Here is a 22000-nt window from a genome sequence, read left to right as displayed (position 1 = left end):
CAGAGAGAAGTGCATTGACATTATTGATTTTTCCTTTCAAACTCCTAGAATGAGCAGCTTCATTATATCAATTTATAAGTTGATAAATCAACAAGAGTTCTTATCAACGTTTATTCATTTTATTTTATACAAATCTTTAATGTGTATAAAGAGAGCACCAAATGATTAGCATTCAAGATCATTTTGGTGTTTGCAAACTACATTATCACATATAATTATCTAAACAATAATGCCACGTTATTCTTCATTTTGGGGCATATGTTTGCCTATTATTTAAAATAAAATTGAAAATATTTGCCTATAACGCTAAAAAGATGACAATCATTATCTATTCTTTATAATTTACATATAGATGGTTACTTATCCATAAACGGTTTGGTAATAATAATTATCTCTTAATATTATTATATTTTGGTATAAATTCCTTCTATTAAATTATTTTCATAAGTATTAATTAAATTGATGTTTACAATGTTATAGAAAAAACTGGCTTGAGATGTAATCGTAAGAGATGCAATTGTTTTTTGATGTTTTTATCGACAGGTTGACCATTTTCATAACATTTCAGTAAAAATTTTATAGATAATATAAATATTTTATCGACACTAGAGTCAGAATAACAGAGTTTACTCTTTTTAGCCTTTTCAACTAAGCTAAGATGGTGGACTATTATTTAAAATAATTATGTACACAACATGATTATCTCTCTCATTTTTTATCATAGTATGTTCATTAACATGACCAGCTTGTAAGTGTATAATTTTGATGTTAATTTTTTACTGAATAGACAATGTATCCCATTTTATACAGCGGAATTGTGCCATATTTATAAAAAAGCCAATGATATAGATCCAATACATGAATACTCAATTTTATAAAAAGCACATTTTATAAATTGTTTATAAAGCAACAGTATATAAAATGCTTCTTTTATTGTATTTACCACTGCGGTACATTGATTGTCCATGATACGTTTTTTAATCAAATTATCATTTTTTTTATTTTTTATTTTTGTCATTATTTCATTTTTTGTAGCAGATCCAAGCAGTAACCATTCTTCTAGCCCCCAAAATAATGAGACAACAACGAGCGATGTGATTATTGCTTTTAAGGAAGCCTTAAATGACTTAGGCGCATTTTGTGACCGTAATATAAAAACCTGCAAAGTAGGAAAATCCTTTTTAAGTTCACTTGGCGAGCGCGCATATTACGGTGCAAGAGCTGCTTATGAATATTTAGGGAACATATTAGGAAAAAAAATGATATCAGAGACTTCCCCTAATGTTTCTTACAAAATCGAAATACAAGAGTTCTTACAAAACCATGCAATGTTATCTTGAAATAAGGATTTTTAACGTTCTTCGTGTTATTTATGTTAGGAAGAATAAATATTTATTTTTTATAAGTGTATTCAAGAATGATTATTCAAACGAAACAGGACTAAAATAATGGCGGAAAAAATCGGTAATATTATAGAGAACTTTTCGCTTTTGGATAATTGGGAAGATCGTTATCGTTATGTCATCGAGCTTGGCTATGAATTGCCACCTTTTCCAGAAAGCGCTCGAAATGATGCTCACAAAGTTCCTGGTTGTGTTAGCCAAGTGTGGCTTTTATCTTCACGTAATAACTCAAAAGATCCAATATTGACGTTTCAAGGTGATTCCGATGCTCATATTGTGCGTGGACTCATTTACATACTTCTTGCTTTTTATTCAGGCAAAAAAGCTTCTGAAATTCGCAATTCTGATGCTCAAGAGCTCTTTGAAAAACTTGGTTTAAATGAAAATCTTACACCACAACGATCAAATGGTTTGAAATCAATGATTAAACGGATTCGTAACGAAAGCTATATGTAATCCCCTTGGTAGAAATTGCTATATATACAAAAGCTTCACACAAAACATGTATACTAAAATCAACTTTATACACGAAACCATTTTTTCGCAAAATAAGATTATTTAGTTTTTTTCCGTTTGCTTTTGCGTCCAAGCCCCATTTCTTTGGCCAAAGCCGATCGTGTTTTTGCATAATTAGGCGCCACCATAGGATAAGAACTATCTAACTGCCATTTTTCACGATATTCTTCTGGCAACATTCCATAATGTGTCATGAGATGACGCTTTAGAGATTTAAACTTCTTTCCATCTTCAAGGCAAATGAGATAATCAGGAAATACTGAACGCTTCGGATTAACGGCAGGCCTTTGTTTTTCAACTTCGACTTCTGTTAACTCTAGATTCCCTGCTTTACGAAAAGCAGCATGGACATCAGCAATTAAACTTGGCACTTCAGTCGGTCGAATAGAATTATTACTCACGTAGGCAGCAACAATATCAGCAACCAATGTAATAACTAAATTGCTTTCAGTCTCTAAGACTGCACGATGTTCCATTCTTGTTTCCTTTAATTTAAAATTGAGTAATTCAAAATCGAGATATAGTGCATATACTCATGATATAAAGATCTCATGCACATGAGTTTCATATTGTACAAAAATCTTTTTTGTCAATTCAATTATTCTATAAAATTGCCAAAACACAAAAAAATCAAATAAATACCCATTTTTTGTCATAATATACAATAAGAAAAACGAAATTATTACATGCTAAAATATATTTTTATCCTATAACATATCATACATAATATATAATACATCACAAATATAAAAAAATATATGATAAAATTTATTTATTTTTTTTGAGAACGTAAAAATAAAATTACTAATTATAAAAATATAATATATAAATTATTATATTTTATTTTGAATAATTATAGTTTAGTAAATTTATTTTTAATAAGTTTTAAATTTGTTTTTATTTTTTATATTTACAAAATTTAATAATAAAAAACATGCTATATTATAAAAATGACATAATAGTATTATTTTTAATATAAAACTATTCATTAAAAGGAGGTAGGATATTTTTATTTTTTATACAGTAATAATAATATTTTAGATATATTTATTCATCTCTGTAAAATTATGCGATTATACTGTTTCAAAAAAAATCAATTCTTTTTCTAATAGTTTAATTGTTTTACCAGTCACTTTCATTATAAAAGTGGTGTTATATCCCTAGAAAACAATAGCTGTGATATGTAATGAACAGAAAGGTATTAGTTTTAAAAATTATCATGGTGCTATTTTTGCAAGTGAATAGAACTTATAGATTTTTACACTTGCATCAATCATTGTGATTCTAACATATAAACGAAGCTGTTAACATATTTTAATATAGGATTGTGTATGACTCGCACTTTTGCAATTCCTCCCAAAGCATCTAGAATCACTCATAAAGAAATATATCATGGTATTTTTCGTGATGATCCCTATCATTGGTTACGTGCGTCTAACTGGCAAGATGTTTTTAAAAATCCTAACTGTCTTGATCCCAATATTCGACATTATCTTGAAAAAGAAAATGCTTATCAATCAGCTCAAATGGCTGATACAAAACCATTACGAGATTTGCTTTTTACCGAAATGAAAAACAGGATCCAAGAGAATGATAGTTCTGTTCCTATAAAACATGGTGCTTTTGCTTACGGATTCTCTTATGTTACCGGAGGCCAACAACCACATTATTTTCGGACACCAAGGAATGGCGGAGAAAAAAACGTGTACCTTAATGGTGATGTCCTAGCAGAAGGCAAAGAATATTTCAAATTTGGTTCAGTTCAAGAATCTCCTGACCATAAACATGTGGTATGGACCTATGATGACAAAGGATCAGAATTCTATACAGCTAAAATTCGTAATTTTGAGACATTGTCTGACTGTATGGAGACAATTACTGATACATCTGGTCAAATTGTATGGGATGCTAGATCTGAAGGTTTTTTCTATACTAAGATGGATAAAAACCACCGACCTTCAGAGCTCTATTATCATCAATTAAACACAGATCAATCACAAGATAAGCTTATTTTTCGTGAAGACAATCCAGGTTTTTTCTTAGATGTAAGCGGTTCTAAGCTTCATGATGTTATTTATATTAATATTCATGATCATGAAACATCCGAGATCTGGTTAATTCCAGCTGAGGCGCCTTTTACTGTTCCAAAATGTGTACGGAAACGACAAAAAGGTATTGAATATTCACTTACAGAGGGTGGTGATGTCTTTTATATTTTGACCAATTTAGATAATGCAAAAGATTTCAAAATTATGGTAGCGCCATATACATCTCCACAATCAGAAAATTGGTCTGAGTTTGTCCCACATCAGCTTGGGTGCCTAATATTATCCCATGATGCTTATCAAGATTTTCTTGTCTGGATCGAACGTTTTGAGGGGCTTCCACGTATAAAAGTAATGGAACGTACCACTAAACAAGTTAATTCTATTGCTTTTACTGAAGAGGCTTATTCTTTAGGTCTGCAAGGAGTTGCAGAATATAACAGTCCAACTATTCGTTTTTCTTATTCGTCTATGACAACACCTGATCAAGTGTTTGATTATGAGATGAAGAATTGTAAACGAATGCTTTTAAAAACGCAAATAATTCCCTCTGGGCATAATAAAGATGCATATGTAACACGACGTATTACAGCAATAGCAGATGATGGTGAGAAGATTCCTATTTCACTTTTTTACCACAAAAACACTCCCCTTGACGGTGGTGCGCCTTGTCTGCTTTACGGTTATGGTGCTTATGGGATCTCTATTCCTGCCAGTTTCAATAGTAATGTACTTTCTCTAGTGAACAGAGGTTTTATTTATGCCATTGCTCATATTCGCGGAGGAAAAGAAAAGGGAGTAGAATGGTATGAGAAAGGAAAACATCTCTTTAAGCACAATACATTTACAGATTTTATTGCTTGTGGGCGTTACCTTGTAAACAATAAATTTACTTCTCACGACCGGCTGATTGCTCATGGTGGTTCAGCAGGGGGGATGTTGATGGGAGCTATTGCCAATATAGCTCCACAGGATTTTGCTGGGATCGTAGCGAATGTGCCTTTTGTTGATGTTTTAGCGACAATGTTAGATGCTTCATTGCCACTCACACCTCCAGAATGGGCCGAATGGGGGAATCCTCTTGAATCAGAAGAAGATTATAAGCTTATTGCTTCCTATTCCCCCTACGATAATGTCAAAGCTCAAAACTATCCCCCTATACTTGTGATGGCAGGATTAACAGATCCTCGTGTAACTTACTGGGAGCCTGCAAAATGGGTGGCAAAATTACGAGACCTAAAAACAGACGATAATGCAGTTTTATTACGTATTAATATGGATTCAGGGCACGCTGGTGCAGCTGGACGTTTTTCAAAGCTAGAAGAAGTTGCCTATATCTATGCATATATTCTAAAGATAGCAGGAAAAGACTTTTGCTAATCCATAGATACCTCTGTATGAAAGTCTCCGATAATTTATTGGATTATAGAGACTTTCATACACTAAAAAATTATTGAGACAGTTTAAAATTCACATTCTTCATAAAGTTTCAAAACATAGTCCCAATTAATTAAATGGTCTACAAAGGATTCGAGGTACTTCGGTCGAGCATTGCGATAATCAATGTAATAGGAATGTTCCCACACATCGACACCCAAAATAGGGCGAGCATTGTGCACTAAGGGATTTTCACCATTAGGTGTTTTCATAATTTCAAGCTTGCCATCTTTAACAGCAACCCACGCCCATCCAGCACCAAATTGGGCACCAGCAGCAGCAATAAAATCAGCGCGGAATTTATCGTAACCACCTAGATCAGCGTCAATAGCTTTTGCTAACTTTTCAGGAAGTTTTTGACCACCACCATCTTTTTTCATCCAAAGCCAAAAATGGTTATGATTGTAATACTGTGCTGCATTATTAAACAAACCAATATTTTTTCCAAAACTTTTTTTAACAATATCTTCAAGGCTTTCATTTTCTAAGCCTAACTCTTTCACAAAATTATTGGTATTGGTAAGATAAGCAAGGTGATGCTTATCATGATGATATTCAAGCGTTTCGCGTGACATATAAGGCGAAAGGGCATCGTAATCATAAGGCAACGGGGGCAATTCAAAAGCCATTTAAAAATCTCCTCGATTCTAATTGTTAAGCTTATTTCATAAGCCTAATTTGCCATTTACCGAATTTAAAAGCAAATGTTGAATACCTAGTTTGTATGAAATAGTTTTAATGTCTCTCTTTTTGTAAAAGAAGCTTTTAGGAAATGTATATTCATCAATCAAAAAGGGTATTGGTCTACATAAAGATTGCTTCTGAAGATTTTTTTACATCTATGAGTGGGTAATAAATATCATTATCTTTTGAATAAAAAGTAAATGGAAATAGCTATTATTCCTTGTTTTTGTAGCTCTATTTTTTCAAATACCATATAAAATGTTTTTAATTTTTGCAAAACTCCTCCAGTTTATTGGTGTATCATAATGTTTTCAAAAGAATATTAAGTGTTATTTTTTAGGAAATATTTTTCAATGTGCTTGATTTCATTTTATGGTGCTACCCATGAATAATATAATGTAAAAATTAGTGGACATTACCATCTTTATGCTTAATGCAAGAGCACTGCAGCACTATCATACACTTACCGGTTGCCAATGTGGAGACAGTTTTTTTTAAATTGAGCAAGATGGGATTTTAATATATCAAGAAAAGTAAATCATATGCAAATTTATTAGATACATGAGTAAACTGCAAGATTTTCATTTTATGTTCCTAGAAAATCAATACAAAGAGCAAAATAATTGATGGATAAATGGTTCCTACTTATGTTAAAATCACAACTGTATATTAGTTTCTGCTACGAATTTGTATCGATGGCAATGCCATACAAGACTCAGAAATTTTATGATAAAAAAGTAAAGTCTTTGATTTTCAGATATTGCGTCCAATCACAGGAATCGCTATAAGGTGCAAGAGTCGCTATAAAGCGTGTTTTTTTGGGGTATAGCCAAGCGGTAAGGCACCGGTTTTTGGTACCGGCATTCCCTGGTTCGAATCCAGGTACCCCAGCCAGTTCCGGTAAAATGTTAATAAAAGTTCGGCTTGAGAGTGGATCAATCCCCTTAACTATCTATTGCTATTCATAGAAAGTCTGGTAAGCTGAAAAACACCTATTTGTAGCGGGTTAGCTCTAAATATGGTAAGGTTCTCTTGCTATAGCTATCGCTTAAAGAGCTCTTTTAAAAGATTCTTTTCTATAAGACGAGGGGTAAATGATTTATGCGCACTTGCTTTAGAAAAACTATTTGGCTGGATTTTGCGCTCTATAGCAACACCAGCGTGCAATTTTTCGTATTCCACCATCTTCATTACGTCGTACAGCATAACAATAACGCTGATCAGGAAATATATTTCGTTGCATATCGCGTACAATATGAGCAGTATGGCCATAGGGTGCTACACAATCAATAAACCATACGTATTTTCCATTCTGCCAATTGGCATCAGGTAAAAATTCTCCCTTATCAAGCATAGATTGATGATTTTTCTCATCTAAAAAAGCCCAAGTGATAAAGGCACAAAATTCTCCACGTTCATTTTTATAGAGCTTGTATTGCCCAGTCTGTAAAGCTGGTCCTAAATTTCGTTCGATATCCCAGATTCGCCAGCGGCGGTATAAGGGAGATGTGAGCATTAAAACAACCATGGCACCCAAAGCCGTAAGAGGGTCTATGAATGATGGTGATGAATTTTCATTTACAGACATTATCTTTCCTTTAGAGATTGTTCTAAAACTTTGGTAATAGGTTCAAAGAAATAGGAAATGAGACGCCGTTTTGAGGTAATGACATCCGTTGCCACAGTCATGCCAGGGATAAATTTAAGATGTTTGTTATTCAAAGTGATGTGATCTTGGTCAATTTTGATTAAAACAGCATAGACACCATTAATTTCTTTATTATAGCGCGCTGTAGCGCCTACATTAACGACTGTACCGTGGATAACACCGAAACGTTCAGGTGGAAAGGCAGAAAACTTGATGTAAGCACGTTGACCCTTTTCTAAAAAACCAATATCTCGATTATCAAAAAACGCTTCAACAATGAGACCACCTGCATCAGGGACAATACGCATAAGCGTTTTACCAGCTTCTACAAAGCCGCCCAAAGTATGGATACTTAAATCATCGATATGTCCATCAACAGGCGCATAGAGTGATAAGTGGTCAAGATGGTATTGAGTGCTATCAAGCTTTGCTTTTAATCCTTGAAGATTCAGTTCTGTTTCACGCGAAAGTTGCCGATAGCGGGCGATTTCATCGGAAATGAGACTTTTCCGTTGTTGGCGGAGGGTGTTTATTTCGGCGGCATTTTCTTCCAAACGTCTTTGATTGGTTAAAATTTCATGCTCGACATTTTTAAAATCATGTAAACGCTCTAAATAAACGGCTTGGCTAATGACTTTTGTTTCCATCAGGCTTTTTGCAGCTTTTAATTTTCCTTGGCTTAATTGACGATCATCTTCCAACCTATCTAATTGCGCATGTTGTGTTGCACCGCTGCGCTCGACGCGGTCCGCTTGTGCTTTTAGCGCTCTTAATTTATCTTGGAGAGATTGAAGGGTAGCGCTAATAAGTATTTCTCCTTCTATTCTTGCAGTCTGATTGCCAGAGGGAGGAACTGGCAGATAGGCAAGTCCTTTGGTCACAAAATCTTTATCCAAAGGATTGCTTTCAGCAAGAAGTGTTGTAGGTATGTTATAAAGAAAAGAATAACCGGTACTCCACGGTAGGTTTGTGCAAATCAAAAAGGCCACACAGTATGGAGTTGTCCAGCCTTTTTATGCAAGCAAATGGGAAAATAACGCTCACTTTACAGCATTTTCTTAGAACTGATAAACGTATTCCACCAGAAAAGCTCGCTCCTGTTATACCCGTTTTTTGTAGCTTTTGTTGGTAACTAACATCACCATGAAGTACGATATTGTGGGAGAGTTGTGCATTGATGCCCAAACCGCCTTCAATGGCAGTTCCGGCAGGATCAAGGTCAAATTCCTTACCAATCTGTATTTTCCCATCATCACTAAAGGTTTTAAGAAAGTTCACTTTTCCATAAAAAGAAAAGGGATAATCGCTTTCGGCAGAAACAGTTTTAGTTAAACGTCCGCCAATCCGAACCAACCATTGGGAAGGATTTTTCATATCAATTTCTAGATTATCAGCATCTTTCATGGTGTCAAACGACAATTGTTGATAAACAATTTGTGCTTGTGGCTCAAACTCTATCCCTTCCATTCCTGTAGCAAATTCTTTTCCAATGGTAACCGAAGCGCTCAAGGTTTTGGCACCCTTCAAGTTTGCGGCATTCTTGATATCAGCCGTAGTGATATTTCCATCGATCATGCCATAGGAAGTTAGGACATCGACATATAAGCTATTGTTGTGTTGTATACTGCCATAAGCTGTAACCGCCCATTTATTGAGTGTGCTTTTGTTTGCACCCTCCATATCCTTAGGTGTGAAAGAGAGTTTCCCATAGGTTCCCATAAGTCCAAAATGCATGGTGATATTTTGGCTTTCCATTGCAGCTAATGCACCACCTGCTTGTACGGCAGCATAGGGAATATCAGCGCCATAGCCATATTTGAAGGGACCACGCTCAGAGGTTAAGGTAGCATTGCTACCATAGGGTGAAAAGAAGAAAGAATAATTTTGTGTTGTACGGATATCAGCTAACAATTTGCTTTGCTTAGTAATGTCGGTAAAACCAGCGTAGAAGAGAGCGTTAGGCATCACGATATAGCTTGCCACTTGCGGTACGACAGCTTCCACATGTGGACCAGGGACAGAGCCACCGGAACCACTACCGCCACCGGAGTCAAGAAATGCTTTATGCAAGCGAAAATCCCAGAAGTTTTCATTTTTTTCATCAAAGAGGTTTTGCTCAATATTGGCTGTGCCATGGCTTGATTCTGGTCCATAAGCAGTTAGTGTGTATTTATAAGGCAAACCATCTCTTGTGATATAACCATTGGCTAATTTGAAGGAGTCTTCCATCGCTTTTCCAGAGACTTGGATAAGGGAAATACCGCCTGTATTCGAGGGGGCCACAGCATTTTCTACACTGTTTTTATCCCCTACATCACTCTTGATATAAACTGTTGTTGTACCTGATGCATCGCCATGAATGAGAACGCGATCGGTTTTTTGATCATCTACAGCAACCCCATCTCTCCATGCCATGTTAAAGTGGATTTCTGCGTTTCCAGAAGCGTTATAGATCTCTGGAGTATCTTTTTTACCAGAACCGATATGTAATGTGTGGTAATGGTTTTCTACTGGCTTTTCAAAAACAATTTTGCTGTCATTGAGGTTGAGTGCAGAAACATCAGAACGTGATCTTTGAGTGATATCAAGTAACTTGCCCGCATCATCTTTTTCTTTTGTGCTGGTGTTCACAAACCATGTTGTATTGTTTTTGAGATCAAAGCTTGTTTGTCCATTTTCGTCATTTCTTACACCACCTTGTAAGACAGAACGGTCTGCGGAGAGTGAAAAGATTTGATTAGGTTTTGGTGTATCATGGATTATCCCTACGAATAACCTATCGGCTCTGATTTCTGAATCTTTGAGGTTGAGTTTACCATTTGATGAATTGTTGGCAACAATACCCGTTCCATCTTCGATGAGAAGGTTTGTATTGGTCAAGTTTATTTCTAAAGTTTGATCGTTTTTTGAGTTATCAGAGCGTATCCCATTGCGCTGTGCTTTTGCAGAAATATCTGTGACATCAATATGTCCGCCATCTTTTACGACAAATGCTGCTCCTTTTGCACTTACGCTCCCTCCCGTCATTGTGATTTTGGCTTCTTCACCATCTACATGGAGTCCGTAATTTTTAGATGTTACTGTGACATTATCATTTAAAGTAATTGTACTACCTTGCAGAGTTTGTACTTCTCCACCAAAGGAATCTCCGCCCGTTACTGTTATTTGGGAATTATCATTAGCCAAGAGAGCTTTTTCTGCATTCTTAACGGTTACATTATTTAAAGAAACCGTGCTTCCTTTGTCAGCACTTATTCCTTTCTCCATAAGAAAGCCATCTTTACCGCTTGATATTTTCACATCTTTCAGCGTGTTTTCTTTGCTTGTGGTTTCAAGGAATAATGCACCTACTGCTTCGCCTCCTGTGACCTCAATAGATCCTCCTGTCATCTTGATTGTCGCATTATCACTTTGGGCTTTAACACCGATCGTAGCATTTTTAATTGTTGTGTTTCCATTCAATTCAATGGTACTGGAACCTCTTGCAAATGCGCCGAATTTTGTTCCTTTTCCATTTGCTGTGAGAGCAACGTCTTTAACATTAATATATCCACCAGCTCTTGTATATAATACACTATTGCTACCGGTAACAGTTCCCCCTGTCATAAAAATTTTTGATTGCTCACCAATTGCATGGAAGCCATCACCCTCAGATGATGTGATTTTAGCCTCATTGTCCAAAGTAATGGTACTACCGCTTTGAGCATTGATTGCATCTTCTTTTGCCTCAAAAGATCCACTAGAAACCATTACTTGAGATTTGTTATCTGCATAGATGCTGCGTTTTGCTTTTGTGACGGTTACATTATTTAAAGTAACAGTGCTTCCATTATCAGCATTTATTCCTTTTTCCATAAGAAAGCCATCTTTTCCACTTGATATTTTCACATCTTTCAGCGTGTTTTTTTTGCTTGCGGTGTCAAGGAATAATGCACCTACTGCTTGGCCGCCTGTGACCTCAATAGATCCTCCTGTCATTTGAATGACACCATTGTCTTTTGCTTCAAGTCCAATGACAGTCTCTTTAATGGTTGCATTATTATGCAAATCAATCATGCTGTTAGGACCAGTGGATTTTTCGCCTGTTCCTCTGTTATATACGGTGAGAGTGATATCGGCGACATCAATATATCCGCCATTTTCTGTCAACAGAGCACTTTTTTCCCCTTTACAGTTCCTCCAGTTATTGTGATTTTAGATTGTTCACCATCTGCATGGAGTCCGTCATTTTTAGATGTTACTGTGACATTATCGTTTAAAGTAATGGTACTGCGTTGTTTAGCTTGTACCTCACCGCCAAAGGAACTGACAGATATTATCACATGTGCATCAGAAGATGCTGCTACGGATAAATCTGCTTCATTAACGGTTACATTTTTTAAAGTAATTATGCCTTTTCTAGCGGAGATTCCTTTGCTCATCGAAGTGTTGTCTTTACCGCTTGATAATTTCACGTTTTCCAATATCGTTGTGCTACTGTCATCAGTGTCTGATATAACGCCATAATCGGCTGCAATAACACCTCCTATCATCTTAAATGTACTACCATGCCATATTCCAACACCACTATGCAGCTGAGTATCGTTTGCACTTTTAATGGTTGTATCCCATAACTCAATTGAAGATTTGGTTCTAAGGACTACAGCATCCAAATCGTTGTTTATTGGATGACCTCCGGTCAGTGTTAAATTTTTACCGATGACTTTTCCACCATTTGTTGTTTGAATATATTCATAAGTCTTGTTTGATACGTTTTTTACTTCTCCTTTATCAACTTCAAGAGATTCAGCATGTACGTTGAGATTTTTGCCAAAAAGCATAATTGCTGCGACAGCTGTACAGGAGAGTAAAGATTTTTTAGACATAGCTGTTCCTCCCTTATAAGCTCCGCATGTTCTCCCCGCTTAGAAGTAAGAAAAATAAACAATTAAAATTTTAATTACAATACTTACCTATTAGTTAATTCGTTATTATTTGTAAAATATTATAAATTTACTTTTTAATAAAATAAATCATTTTTATTGTTTAATACATATTATATTAATATTTAAATATATATTAATACTTAAAATCTTTTAAAAAAAACATCAAATGAGAGAGAAAACAATATTTTTGTTATGAAATAATTTAGGATTGAGATATTTTCGTTTAAAAGCTTTGTCTTGAAAGAGTAAAAGCACTTTCAGTAATAAGTAATAATAGTGGAAACAAATGACAGGTTGGTAGGGATTTTTCTGTTGGAAGTAAGTACAAGTTTCTACTCATCATCTTGAGAAAGAGGAAGTGACGAGATTTCTGTATCAAGCGCATCCATAAAATCGATAATAAAAACAGCATTTGTGCCCAAATCTCTTGGCAAATAACGTGAATCAGAGCGCATACCAACAAAAGTTGTATCCCCTTCATCAGTTAAGCGTATCACGATATCCGAAATAAACCCAAGGTAAAAAGTTTTTGCTATTGTTTCAATATAAAGCGCATTTTCTTCACCTTTAAACTCTCGTTGAGCCACAACAGGCCAATCATAGGCTGCTAAAACATTGAGAACAGATTCGCGAATACGATCAGGTGAGCCATCATAACGGCGCCCCGATATTTCTGGCCATTGTGACATCTGTAATGTTTCTTGTTCAGTCAAAACACTTTTGAGCGGTAAAGCAATGAACAAGCTTGTAGGCATAATTATGTGTCTACAAACTTGACAGGAAGGTTTAGGTGCATAATTTTACAAAATTATATATTTAATTTGGATTTTTTTATGAGTGATATTATTCGTATTATTGCAGAATTATTATCTTCTACATGTGCTTTATTTATATTTTTCTATGCAATGTTTTTACGGTATAAATTTAAAGGTTATAGTAACAAAGAAATTGTGAAAAAAATGTTGTTAAGCACATTTTTGTTCATTATATTTGTTATATTACTTTCTATAACAGTTTTTATTTGTTATGTTATTTATATGAAAAATGATTATTTATTATCTTTATATAATAATGTTTTTGATATTTTATTTTCAATATTTGTTTTTATATTTTTATTAAGTTATATATAAAGTGGTGACAGTTGGAAAAATAGTATAAAGGAAGCAATTAAGACATTTAGTGGGTTATTTTTGGCATTTTGTTTTATTTATGTTGCGTTTAAATATATTAGATATTAGTATTTATATTTAAGTTATGTTTGATGAAAAATTATTTTCATTTAAATAAGTTTATATTATTTGTAATAATATATATATTTTTTTTATTATTATGAAATTTCTTTATAAAATTGAAATAATCATTTATTGTAAAATACAGATGAATTTATATGTATTTTATTGTTAATTTTTTCTGTAACTATATTACATATGCATCATATTTTATGATAAATGTATTTCATCTTTTTTGATGAGGGTGTATTTTTCTATTTTCATTGGAAAAATGCGCCTGTAAGAAATGCTTAATTTCCTTATTAGAGAAGTCTTCTTTCCTACTTTTATGATGAGATTTCTGAGCATAAAAAATATATGTAAAATCAATTATAGTATTTAAGTTTAGAATTTGAATTCAAATATTTTATCTATATGTCACGCGCTAAAAAGAGTCTATAAGTTGCTTTTGGGTGTTTAAAGAACTTTTCAGTAATGCTTATGACCGTCGAGAGACGATAAATGTTTTGTGCGTTTCTGCACGTCTCAAAATTTATTTTTGAAATAAGCTAATCTAGTAAATGTAACTTACTATACTTCTAATCTCTACTCATTATCTTCAGAAAGAGGAAGTGAGGCGATTTCTGTATCAAGTGCATCCATAAAATCGATAATAAAAGCAGCATTTGTCCCCAAATCTCTTGGCAAATAACGAGAAGCAGAACGCATATCAACAAAAGTTGTATCCCCTTCATCAGTTAAACGAATAACAATATCTAAAATAAAGCCAAGGTAAAAAGTTTTTGCTCTCGTTTCGATATAAATTTCATTTTCTTCGCCTTTGAATTCTCGTTGCGCTACAACAGGCCAATCATACGCAGCTAAAACATTAAGAACGGATTCGCGAATACGGTCAGGTGAGCCGTCATAACGGCGCCCCGATATTTCTGGCCATTGTGACATCTGTATTGCTGCTTGTTCAGTCAAAACACTTTTGAGCGGTAAAGCATCGCTGGGACGTATTGTGCGAAAAAAAGCCGGCGGTTTTTGTGTATCGGTAGAAACGTCGTAAAGAGCCGGTAAGGTAAACCAAAGTCCCAAAAAGAGCATCAGTGGTGTAGCCGTTATTAATGAATAAATGATCCCTTTTAAAGCTTTCATTCCGCCTAGAGCACCATATAACCATAAACTATGAAGTGCTTTAATAGCCAGAAAAAGAGAAATAATTACACAGCCAGTAGAGATACCTATCAAAATTATGAAATCGGTTACGTTAATAACGGAAAAACGTTGTAAAATGACTGAAAATAATAAAATAAAGAACGACAATCCACCAAATCGAGGGGACCATACTGCTGCTCTTGAAACGAACCGAACATATCTCTTCTTCATGAAGTTTTTTCCCCTCAATTGTAAACTATAAGCCAAGTTTTTTCAGAGTGCCTATCGTACAAAAAGCTTCTGCTTATAAGAGAAAAATAAAGCACTTATTTTTGAGGTCAAGGATGCGTAATGTCTTATAAGTTTCCAGCGATTATTTTCGCACTTTATTGAAGGTAAACAGTATTTCTTCTATAGTTTATCATGTCATTGATGCGAATTTTATGGGAATGTTTGTAAATAAAAAGAAATAAACTCAAATAACAAGTTTTACAATTGTTAGCAGCATATTTTTTTAGAGCTTTTCTCTTGATTTTTCTCTTCTGATTGCGGGGAGTTTTTTCTGTCAGATAATGCGTATCAAATAGGATATGATGATGTGCAATAGAGATTTCATTATATCTCAATAAAAAATTGAGGGATTTATAATCAGATAAATTTGAATATTCAATTAATAGAGAAAAAAGATAACCATTTTGATAGGCTTCATGTATTTTGTATAGAAAGTAAGGTGTTGTACAAATGAGAGGTTAGTCGGTTTTTATTCATAAAATATACGGCAGGTCGCAGATGAAAGGAAAGCTTCACTTTCTTTTTTCGCAAGGGAAGAAGGGACAAAAGTACGTAAAATAACAAACCCTTCATTCAAATTTTTAGCAACCAAAACTGAATTGGTATTTTTTTTAGGTTTTGATTTTTTGAGTTGTATGATTTGTATTGGTTTTCCAATGATAAGATCGAGTGTCGCATCAGGGGCTGTTCGGTCAGTAAGGCTATAGAAAATAATTCCGTTGTGTGTGTAGGCTGCTAGTGACCAAAATTGTCGTGTTTTCAAAGCTTTTAAATGAACAGGTCCATTTTCAAGGTTAAATCTGCAGACTTTAAGAAGAAAGAGGGGATCAGCAGATTGTTGAATAGGATTATCGGGAGTAAAAGCAACAAATTGATAAGGGGCTCCGGATTTTTTAAGTGCTGTCCATATATTATCCTGTGCCCAATAGGGGATCAGAAAGAGAACGCAAATATGAACGATAATAGCGCCAATGATTGCAAGAAGTGCGGTATGAATAAATCTAGTCACAATTTATTTGTCCTGATGGAATTTGTTCTATTGATGGCATTGTAAGCTTTTGTAATGCCGTTGCAGAGATGATTGAGGTATCGTATAAGGTAAGAATAAGCCCGAATTCTTTTTGACTAACTGTTGCAAGCCAATTGCCAGTTTGCGGTGTGGGTGAAATATTAATGCGCAATGAGCCATCATGCTCATAAATAATAGCGTTCGTGTCGAGTTCAAAAGGTATTTCTTTGGATGAAGTATAGGGTTTTAGGGATTTGTCAGCTGTATAAAGGGTAAAAAGACGGGTTTCAGGGATGGTGCCTTTGAGTAAATAATGACAGTGGGGGTGGAGTGGACGCCCTTGGTTATCTTGCCAAATCTGGAATTGAATACCTTCAGTTCGTCCGAGTGAAACAATGCCTTGTTTAGCGGTGCGGGCGCGGGTATAAGGATCCATATTGGCGGTTCCCATTTGGGGATAAGCACTCCATTTTCCAATTCTAAAGAGTCCAAAATGAGGAAAGGAATTGAGCACATAATCGACACTCAGTGTTCCACATAAAATGGAAAAAGCGAAGATAAAAAAGAAAATGGTGATATTAAAAAACATCAGTGAATATCTTGAATTCAAAATGTTGAATCTCCAGTTGTTTTCATTTTCAAAGAAATTGCAGATGTTTTTTTCAGATCTTTGTTAATCAATCGCACGATATTTAATGTTTCAGGAGAAAGCGTAGAGGGTATTGGAGGAGGAATTTCAGAATCTGCATGGGAAGAAAGTACTGGGGGCTGATAAGGAAGGAGAGAATCTTTAACACCATAGAGCTGTTTGAGCATGATATTTTGATGTGCAGCAAGCATGATGCGATGCCATATCATGGCAGGAACGCCACCCCCAAAAGCACGATTCATCGGTGAAAAGTTATCATTTCCCATCCATACCGCTCCTGTATAATTGCCTGTAAAGCCAACAAACCAAGCATCACGATAAGATTGTGATGTTCCAGTTTTCCCAGCGACGAGAGTCATGGGTAGAGCAGCACGCTTACCAGATCCTCGTGTCGTGACACCCACCATCATTTGGTTCATATAAGCTGTTGATTGTTCACTCAGAACTCGGTGTAGTTTTTTTCCGTTATGTTCGAAATCCCACACGACACGACCATCAATTGTTTTGATTTGCGTAAACCCATGACGATTACCAGCTATCCCGCCATTCGCAAAGACATTAAAGCCAGTTGCTTGATCCATGGGGGTCATGTTGGAAGTGCCCAGAACCATCGTTTTGTGTGATAAAATATGCGCGTTAATCCCCATATTCTTGATGAGATCTATGATAGGTTGGGTATCGCGGTGAAGATATTGATAGGTGAGATACACAGGGACTGTATTAATAGAAAAAGCTAAAGCTGTTGCTAAATCAATTTTCCCCAAATAACGGCCAGAATTATTTTTTGGTGTCCAACCTCCCCAATTGATAGGAGCATCTAAAACGATTGTCGAGGGAGACAGTCCGTGTTCCAGTGCGGTTGCGTAAACATAAGGTTTGAATGAAGAACCAGTTTGCCGTCCGCCTTGTGTTGCTCTGTTAAATTGACTCTTTTTATAATCTTGTCCTCCAACAATTGCGCATACGGCACCGTTATTATCGAGTATAACGGTGGCAGCTTGGGTTACGCGATATTGTTGACCATACTGATGTAAATGATATGCAATTGATTCTTCTGCTGCTTTTTGAATATTCGGATCAAGGGTCGTTTGAATAATTAAACTATGGCTTGGAAGTTGATTACGCATTTTTTTGACTTCCTCGAATGCCCAATCAAGAAAATAATCTGGCTGATTATTTTCTCTTTGGGGAAGTGCCTTAGCAGGGTGGCGATGCGCATTGATAATTTGGCTCTTCGTCATAAAGCCACTATTAACAAGATTAGAAAGGACGATATTGGCACGTGTTTGAGCTGCAAAGAGATGACTATGAGGAGCATATTTTGTTGGAGCTTTAAAGAGTCCTGCTAACATAGCAGATTCACTTAAAGAGACATGACGTATGTTTTTTCCAAAATAAAATTTTGCCGCTGCGGCAATACCAAAATTGTTTCCTCCCATATAGGCTCGGTCAAGGTAAAGTTGTAAAATCTGCTTTTTGCTAAAATTTGCTTCTAGCCAAAGAGCAAGATAAGCTTCTTTGATTTTACGTGTTATGGTTCTTTCGTTTGTTAAAAATAAATTTTTAGCCAATTGTTGTGTGAGAGTTGAACCACCTTGCACCACACCTTTAGCTTGCATATTTTGTGAAATTGCCCGTGTAAGTCCTTGAAAATCAATGCCCCAATGATCAAAAAAACGACGGTCTTCTGTAGCGAGAACCGCTTTAATGACAGTGTCAGGCATTTCTTCAACGGGGACAGAGATTGCCGGCAGTGCACCACGGTGCCCAATGGAATTTCCATAGCGATCTAGAAAAAGAATGGAAAAGTTTTTAGGAGAAGACCAATCTGTTTTGGTCAGTTCAAAAACAGAAATGCCCAAAATAGTGAAAAGAGTAAATCCCATCAACCCTAATGTCAGTATTTCATCGAGAACTTCAACGATAAAACGTTTCCATCCTTGAAGATGAAAATTTTGTGAGACGATTTTTGCCTTTTTCCAGAAAAAACTGTTAGCAGAACGAATGTGATAAAGCGCTGTGTCTAATCGTGCGTCTAATTCAATGAGAGCAGGACTATGGAATGGCTTACGGTGTTGCCCTTTCTTTTTTTTAAAAAAATCAAACATTTAAAGAGAGCCTATGGCAAAGCAATACAACCAAACAAATCTACAATAATTATATGGAGTAGAAGTATTTTTTTTCTATAGTTCTAACAGAGAAAGAATTTGTTTTAGAATTATTCATTTTTTGTAAGATAGTATATTAATATTTTATTATTTTATTGAATAAATTTTATTCTCATTATTAAAAATATTTTTTTGATTTTTTAAAAATTTGGAGTAATGTTAATATGTTATTCTGTAAGATAGAGGATAAATTATTTCCATTTGTGATTTTTTAATCGACCAAAAAAAACCATTATTTCTTTTACCCTTTATCAAGGAAGAGAAGAGATGGGTTATTGAAATATTTATGATGAAAAAAAAATTCTTATTCGTAATAATAGCAGCTTTTTTAGAAGCAGATTCTGTTCTAGCTTCTGGGTGTGCTGAAGTAGGTAAGAAGGCTGCCGCGCAAGAGAGCGGGGTTCTCGTCCGTTCAAAACCGGTTGTTCAGGATGGAAAGGACATGTGTGCAATTGTAGTTGTTGTACCAGCCCGTAATGGTGAAAAGTTACGTCGTGTTGAGTTTTTTGTTCCTGCTGATTAGTCTTTAGCAGATGGTGTTGTGATGCGTATCTTAATCGTTGAAGATGATCGGAATCTTCACCATCAATTAGCAGAAGCTGTAAGACGTGCAGGATATGTTTCCGATAGTGCTTTCGATGGTGAAGAGGCTTATTTTTTAGGGAGCACAGAGTCTTACGACGCGGTGATACTTGATATAGGTTTACCGCAGATTGATGGTATTAGTGTTGTTGAAAAGTGGCGTCAAGAAGGGCTCTCCATGCCTGTTTTAATGCTAACGGCGCGAGACCGTTGGTCTGATAAGGTGCACGGTATTGATGCTGGAGCTGACGATTATGTTGTGAAGCCATTTCATTTGGAGGAAGTGATGGCGCGCTTGCGAGCATTAATTCGTCGCACTACGGGACATGCGACAAGTGCATTATGTTGCGGAAATGTTTTGTTGGATACAAAGACGTCTCGTGTTTTTGTGGATGGTCAATTGATTAAACTAACATCTTATGAATTCAGACTGCTTTCGTATCTCATGCATCATTGTGACAGGGTCATTTCAAGAACAGAGCTTACTGAACATCTTTATGATCAGGATTTTGATAAGGATTCGAATACGGTGGAAGTCTTTGTAGGTCGGTTACGGAAAAAGCTTGGAGTGAATTTGATTGAAACTATTCGAGGAATGGGATATCGCGTGAGAACGCGAGGTGATTAATGAATGTTTTTGAAGAGAATAATTGGTATAGGAGGTTCTTTTTTGTAATTACTCGATCTCTCAGTTTACGTGTTATGATCTTATCAACATTATGGGTTGTTATTTCTCTTTTATCGATTTCTGCAGTAAGTATTTTATTTTATAAGCGTTCGACTGAACAAAGCCTAGAGCGTATCCTTTCTGCTCAACTCTACAGTCTTATTGCAACAGTGACGGTGTCATCGGAAGGTACTTTGATAGGAGGGGCTGGGATTGATGATATTCGTTATTCTGATCCAACAACAGGATGGTATTGGGAAGTTGTTGCGATATCCCATAATTTAAAAGGAAGATTGACATCTCCCTCATTGGGAACAGGCGAGATATTTACACCAAGTGATGTTGATATACCTTTTGACAATAAATTCTTTCGCTCTTATCGGATAACGGGGAACAATGGTCAAAAGCTACAAGTGATTGAGAGTGATGTTGTTCTTGATAATAAAAATCATATTGCACGTTTTCGGCTTGTTGGGAATATCGATGAAGCTCATGCCCAGGTAAAGGAATTTAAGCGAACTTTGCAAATTTTTCTTTGGAGTTTCGGTATCGGGAGTGTTCTTATTAATATTGCTATTATTTTCTTTAGTTTTCAACCGTTGAAGCTTATTCGACGTGCATTGAATGATATTCGCGAAGGAAGAGTTCATTATGTGAATACGGATTTAGTAAGCGAAGTGATGCCGCTTGTACAAGAGATGAATGCTCTCATTAATAATAATCAGCGTATTATCGAGCGATTTCGCACACAGGTTGGTAATCTCGCGCATTCATTGAAGACGCCTCTATCCGTGATTATGAATGAGACAGATAAGATGCGCGGAGAAAAGGCTAGTTTGTTGAGAGAGCAAACGCAAATAATGCAAGCTCAAATCAATCATTATCTTCAGCGTGCGCGGATTGCAGCACAATGCGATAGTGTTGTCTATCATACGTCTGTTCGCAGTGTGCTTGAACGCTTGGTACGGGTTATGAAAAAGCTTAATCCTGAAAAACAAATTCAATTTATTATGGATGTTGATGATATTGTTTTTTCTGGAGAGAAGGAAGATTTAGAAGAAATTATAGGGAATTTGATTGAAAATGCTACTCAGTGGTCTCGCGCAAAGGTTTTGATCTCTTGTTGTTTAGAAGAAAATGCTGAAGAAACAGAATATTTTAGTATCTTTGTAGAAGATGATGGTCCTGGTTTAACAGAAGACAAAATTGATGAAGCATTAAAAAGAGGGTGGCGGTTTAATGAAAGTAAACTAGGGTCAGGCTTAGGGTTAGCAATTGTTTCAGATATGGTCAGTGAATATGGTGGCAATCTCTTTTTATCACGTTCTGATTTGGGTGGGTTGTATGCAAAAGTTTTATTACCTAAGATGGGAGAATAACATATTTTTTCCTTAAGCAAGAAATGTCTATAAAGTTTGTAAAGCAGTATTTTCAGATAATACATCAAAGAGTAGGGAAACATTGTTTTTAGTTTCTTTATTTAATTGATATATACAATAGATTTTATAATATTCTCCATGAAAAAATGAATTTTTATTAATTCACATCACTTTTCTCATGAAGAGGATAAAATATAAGCGAGTTATTCTCTGTTCGTATTGGAAAAA

16 protein-coding genes, 1 tRNA gene and 1 pseudogene are annotated in these 22000 nt (G+C 35.4%); 7 read left to right on the top strand and 11 right to left on the bottom strand.

Going from position 1 to position 22000, the window contains the following annotated elements; genetic code table 11:
- Positions 1-965 precede the first annotated feature (965 nt).
- A complete protein-coding gene (locus tag ACFINI_RS02340) occupies positions 966-1340 on the top strand; it encodes a DUF5330 domain-containing protein (RefSeq protein ID WP_375645522.1) in 375 nt (124 codons plus the stop codon).
- 108 nt (positions 1341-1448) lie between these two features.
- Entirely contained in the window at positions 1449-1859 is a 411-nt protein-coding gene (locus ACFINI_RS02335) for a SufE family protein (protein ID WP_375645521.1), read from the top strand.
- 98 nt (positions 1860-1957) lie between these two features.
- Here the strand turns inward: ACFINI_RS02335 and ACFINI_RS02330 are convergent, their stop codons facing one another.
- Positions 1958-2395, bottom strand: a complete 438-nt coding sequence (locus ACFINI_RS02330) for a MucR family transcriptional regulator (protein WP_012754848.1) — start codon at positions 2393-2395, stop codon at positions 1958-1960.
- Positions 2396-3250: 855 nt separating this feature from the next.
- Here ACFINI_RS02330 and ACFINI_RS02325 point away from each other — a divergent pair.
- Positions 3251-5344, top strand: coding sequence for a S9 family peptidase (locus ACFINI_RS02325; protein ID WP_375645520.1), 2094 nt, complete (start codon positions 3251-3253; stop codon positions 5342-5344).
- Positions 5345-5427: 83 nt separating this feature from the next.
- Here the strand turns inward: ACFINI_RS02325 and ACFINI_RS02320 are convergent, their stop codons facing one another.
- The gene (locus ACFINI_RS02320; protein ID WP_375622288.1) at positions 5428-6030 is read right to left on the bottom strand and encodes a superoxide dismutase; all 603 of its coding nucleotides are present in this window, start codon (positions 6028-6030) and stop codon (positions 5428-5430) included.
- 874 nt (positions 6031-6904) lie between these two features.
- Between ACFINI_RS02320 and ACFINI_RS02315 the strand changes: the two genes are divergently transcribed.
- A tRNA-Gln gene (locus tag ACFINI_RS02315) sits at positions 6905-6979 on the top strand.
- Positions 6980-7208: 229 nt separating this feature from the next.
- On the opposite strand, the gene ACFINI_RS02310 is transcribed toward ACFINI_RS02315, so the two are convergent.
- The 9 genes and pseudogenes from ACFINI_RS02310 to ACFINI_RS02270 form a co-directional block, all read right to left on the bottom strand.
- On the bottom strand, positions 7209-7673 hold the full coding sequence (locus ACFINI_RS02310) for a toxin-activating lysine-acyltransferase (RefSeq protein ID WP_375645519.1): 465 nt from the start codon (positions 7671-7673) through the stop codon (positions 7209-7211).
- Positions 7673-8629, bottom strand: a complete 957-nt coding sequence (locus ACFINI_RS02305; RefSeq protein ID WP_375645518.1) for an HlyD family type I secretion periplasmic adaptor subunit — start codon at positions 8627-8629, stop codon at positions 7673-7675. The genes ACFINI_RS02310 and ACFINI_RS02305 overlap by 1 nt, the downstream gene beginning before the upstream one ends.
- Before the next feature lie 34 nt (positions 8630-8663).
- Positions 8664-11882, bottom strand: coding sequence for an autotransporter outer membrane beta-barrel domain-containing protein (locus ACFINI_RS02300; protein ID WP_375645517.1), 3219 nt, complete (start codon positions 11880-11882; stop codon positions 8664-8666).
- A complete protein-coding gene (locus ACFINI_RS02295) occupies positions 11879-12598 on the bottom strand; it encodes a hypothetical protein (RefSeq protein ID WP_375645516.1) in 720 nt (239 codons plus the stop codon). The genes ACFINI_RS02300 and ACFINI_RS02295 overlap by 4 nt, the downstream gene beginning before the upstream one ends.
- Positions 12599-12990: 392 nt before the next feature.
- A pseudogene (locus ACFINI_RS02290) lies at positions 12991-13392 on the bottom strand (DUF1499 domain-containing protein); the annotation flags it as partial.
- Positions 13393-14472: 1080 nt separating this feature from the next.
- A complete protein-coding gene (locus ACFINI_RS02285; RefSeq protein WP_375645515.1) occupies positions 14473-15258 on the bottom strand; it encodes a DUF1499 domain-containing protein in 786 nt (261 codons plus the stop codon).
- A gap of 529 nt (positions 15259-15787) precedes the next feature.
- A complete protein-coding gene (locus ACFINI_RS02280) occupies positions 15788-16327 on the bottom strand; it encodes a hypothetical protein (protein ID WP_375645514.1) in 540 nt (179 codons plus the stop codon).
- Positions 16320-16916, bottom strand: coding sequence for a DUF1214 domain-containing protein (locus tag ACFINI_RS02275; RefSeq protein WP_375645513.1), 597 nt, complete (start codon positions 16914-16916; stop codon positions 16320-16322). Before ACFINI_RS02275 ends, ACFINI_RS02280 begins: the two co-directional genes overlap by 8 nt.
- Before the next feature lie 17 nt (positions 16917-16933).
- Entirely contained in the window at positions 16934-19084 is a 2151-nt protein-coding gene (locus ACFINI_RS02270; RefSeq protein WP_375645512.1) for a transglycosylase domain-containing protein, read from the bottom strand.
- A gap of 346 nt (positions 19085-19430) precedes the next feature.
- On the opposite strand from ACFINI_RS02270, the gene ACFINI_RS02265 reads away from it, so the two are divergent.
- The 3 genes from ACFINI_RS02265 to ACFINI_RS02255 are packed head-to-tail and all read left to right on the top strand — an operon-like array spanning position 19431 to position 21772.
- The gene (locus ACFINI_RS02265; protein ID WP_375622279.1) at positions 19431-19667 is read left to right on the top strand and encodes a hypothetical protein; all 237 of its coding nucleotides are present in this window, start codon (positions 19431-19433) and stop codon (positions 19665-19667) included.
- Between the two features lie 21 nt (positions 19668-19688).
- Positions 19689-20354: a response regulator transcription factor gene (locus tag ACFINI_RS02260; protein WP_375611293.1), complete on the top strand. Its 666-nt coding sequence runs from the start codon at positions 19689-19691 to the stop codon at positions 20352-20354.
- Entirely contained in the window at positions 20354-21772 is a 1419-nt protein-coding gene (locus ACFINI_RS02255) for an ATP-binding protein (protein WP_375645511.1), read from the top strand. Before ACFINI_RS02260 ends, ACFINI_RS02255 begins: the two co-directional genes overlap by 1 nt.
- Positions 21773-22000 lie beyond the last annotated feature (228 nt).

This window comes from Bartonella sp. AA56HLJMS (assembly GCF_042197145.1).
Classification (GTDB): Bacteria; Pseudomonadota; Alphaproteobacteria; order Rhizobiales; family Rhizobiaceae; genus Bartonella.
This window is presented reverse-complemented; position numbering and strand designations above follow the sequence as displayed.

Coding starts and splice junctions, on each gene's coding strand:
- ACFINI_RS02340 (WP_375645522.1), top strand. CDS start 966: ATGATACGTTTTTTAATCAAATTATCATTTTTTTTATTTTTTATTTTT.
- ACFINI_RS02335 (WP_375645521.1), top strand. CDS start 1,449: ATGGCGGAAAAAATCGGTAATATTATAGAGAACTTTTCGCTTTTGGAT.
- ACFINI_RS02330 (WP_012754848.1), bottom strand. CDS start 2,395: ATGGAACATCGTGCAGTCTTAGAGACTGAAAGCAATTTAGTTATTACA.
- ACFINI_RS02325 (WP_375645520.1), top strand. CDS start 3,251: ATGACTCGCACTTTTGCAATTCCTCCCAAAGCATCTAGAATCACTCAT.
- ACFINI_RS02320 (WP_375622288.1), bottom strand. CDS start 6,030: ATGGCTTTTGAATTGCCCCCGTTGCCTTATGATTACGATGCCCTTTCG.
- ACFINI_RS02310 (WP_375645519.1), bottom strand. CDS start 7,673: ATGTCTGTAAATGAAAATTCATCACCATCATTCATAGACCCTCTTACG.
- ACFINI_RS02295 (WP_375645516.1), bottom strand. CDS start 12,598: ATGTCTAAAAAATCTTTACTCTCCTGTACAGCTGTCGCAGCAATTATG.
- ACFINI_RS02285 (WP_375645515.1), bottom strand. CDS start 15,258: ATGAAGAAGAGATATGTTCGGTTCGTTTCAAGAGCAGCAGTATGGTCC.
- ACFINI_RS02275 (WP_375645513.1), bottom strand. CDS start 16,916: ATGTTTTTTAATATCACCATTTTCTTTTTTATCTTCGCTTTTTCCATT.
- ACFINI_RS02270 (WP_375645512.1), bottom strand. CDS start 19,084: ATGTTTGATTTTTTTAAAAAAAAGAAAGGGCAACACCGTAAGCCATTC.
- ACFINI_RS02265 (WP_375622279.1), top strand. CDS start 19,431: ATGATGAAAAAAAAATTCTTATTCGTAATAATAGCAGCTTTTTTAGAA.
- ACFINI_RS02260 (WP_375611293.1), top strand. CDS start 19,689: ATGCGTATCTTAATCGTTGAAGATGATCGGAATCTTCACCATCAATTA.
- ACFINI_RS02255 (WP_375645511.1), top strand. CDS start 20,354: ATGAATGTTTTTGAAGAGAATAATTGGTATAGGAGGTTCTTTTTTGTA.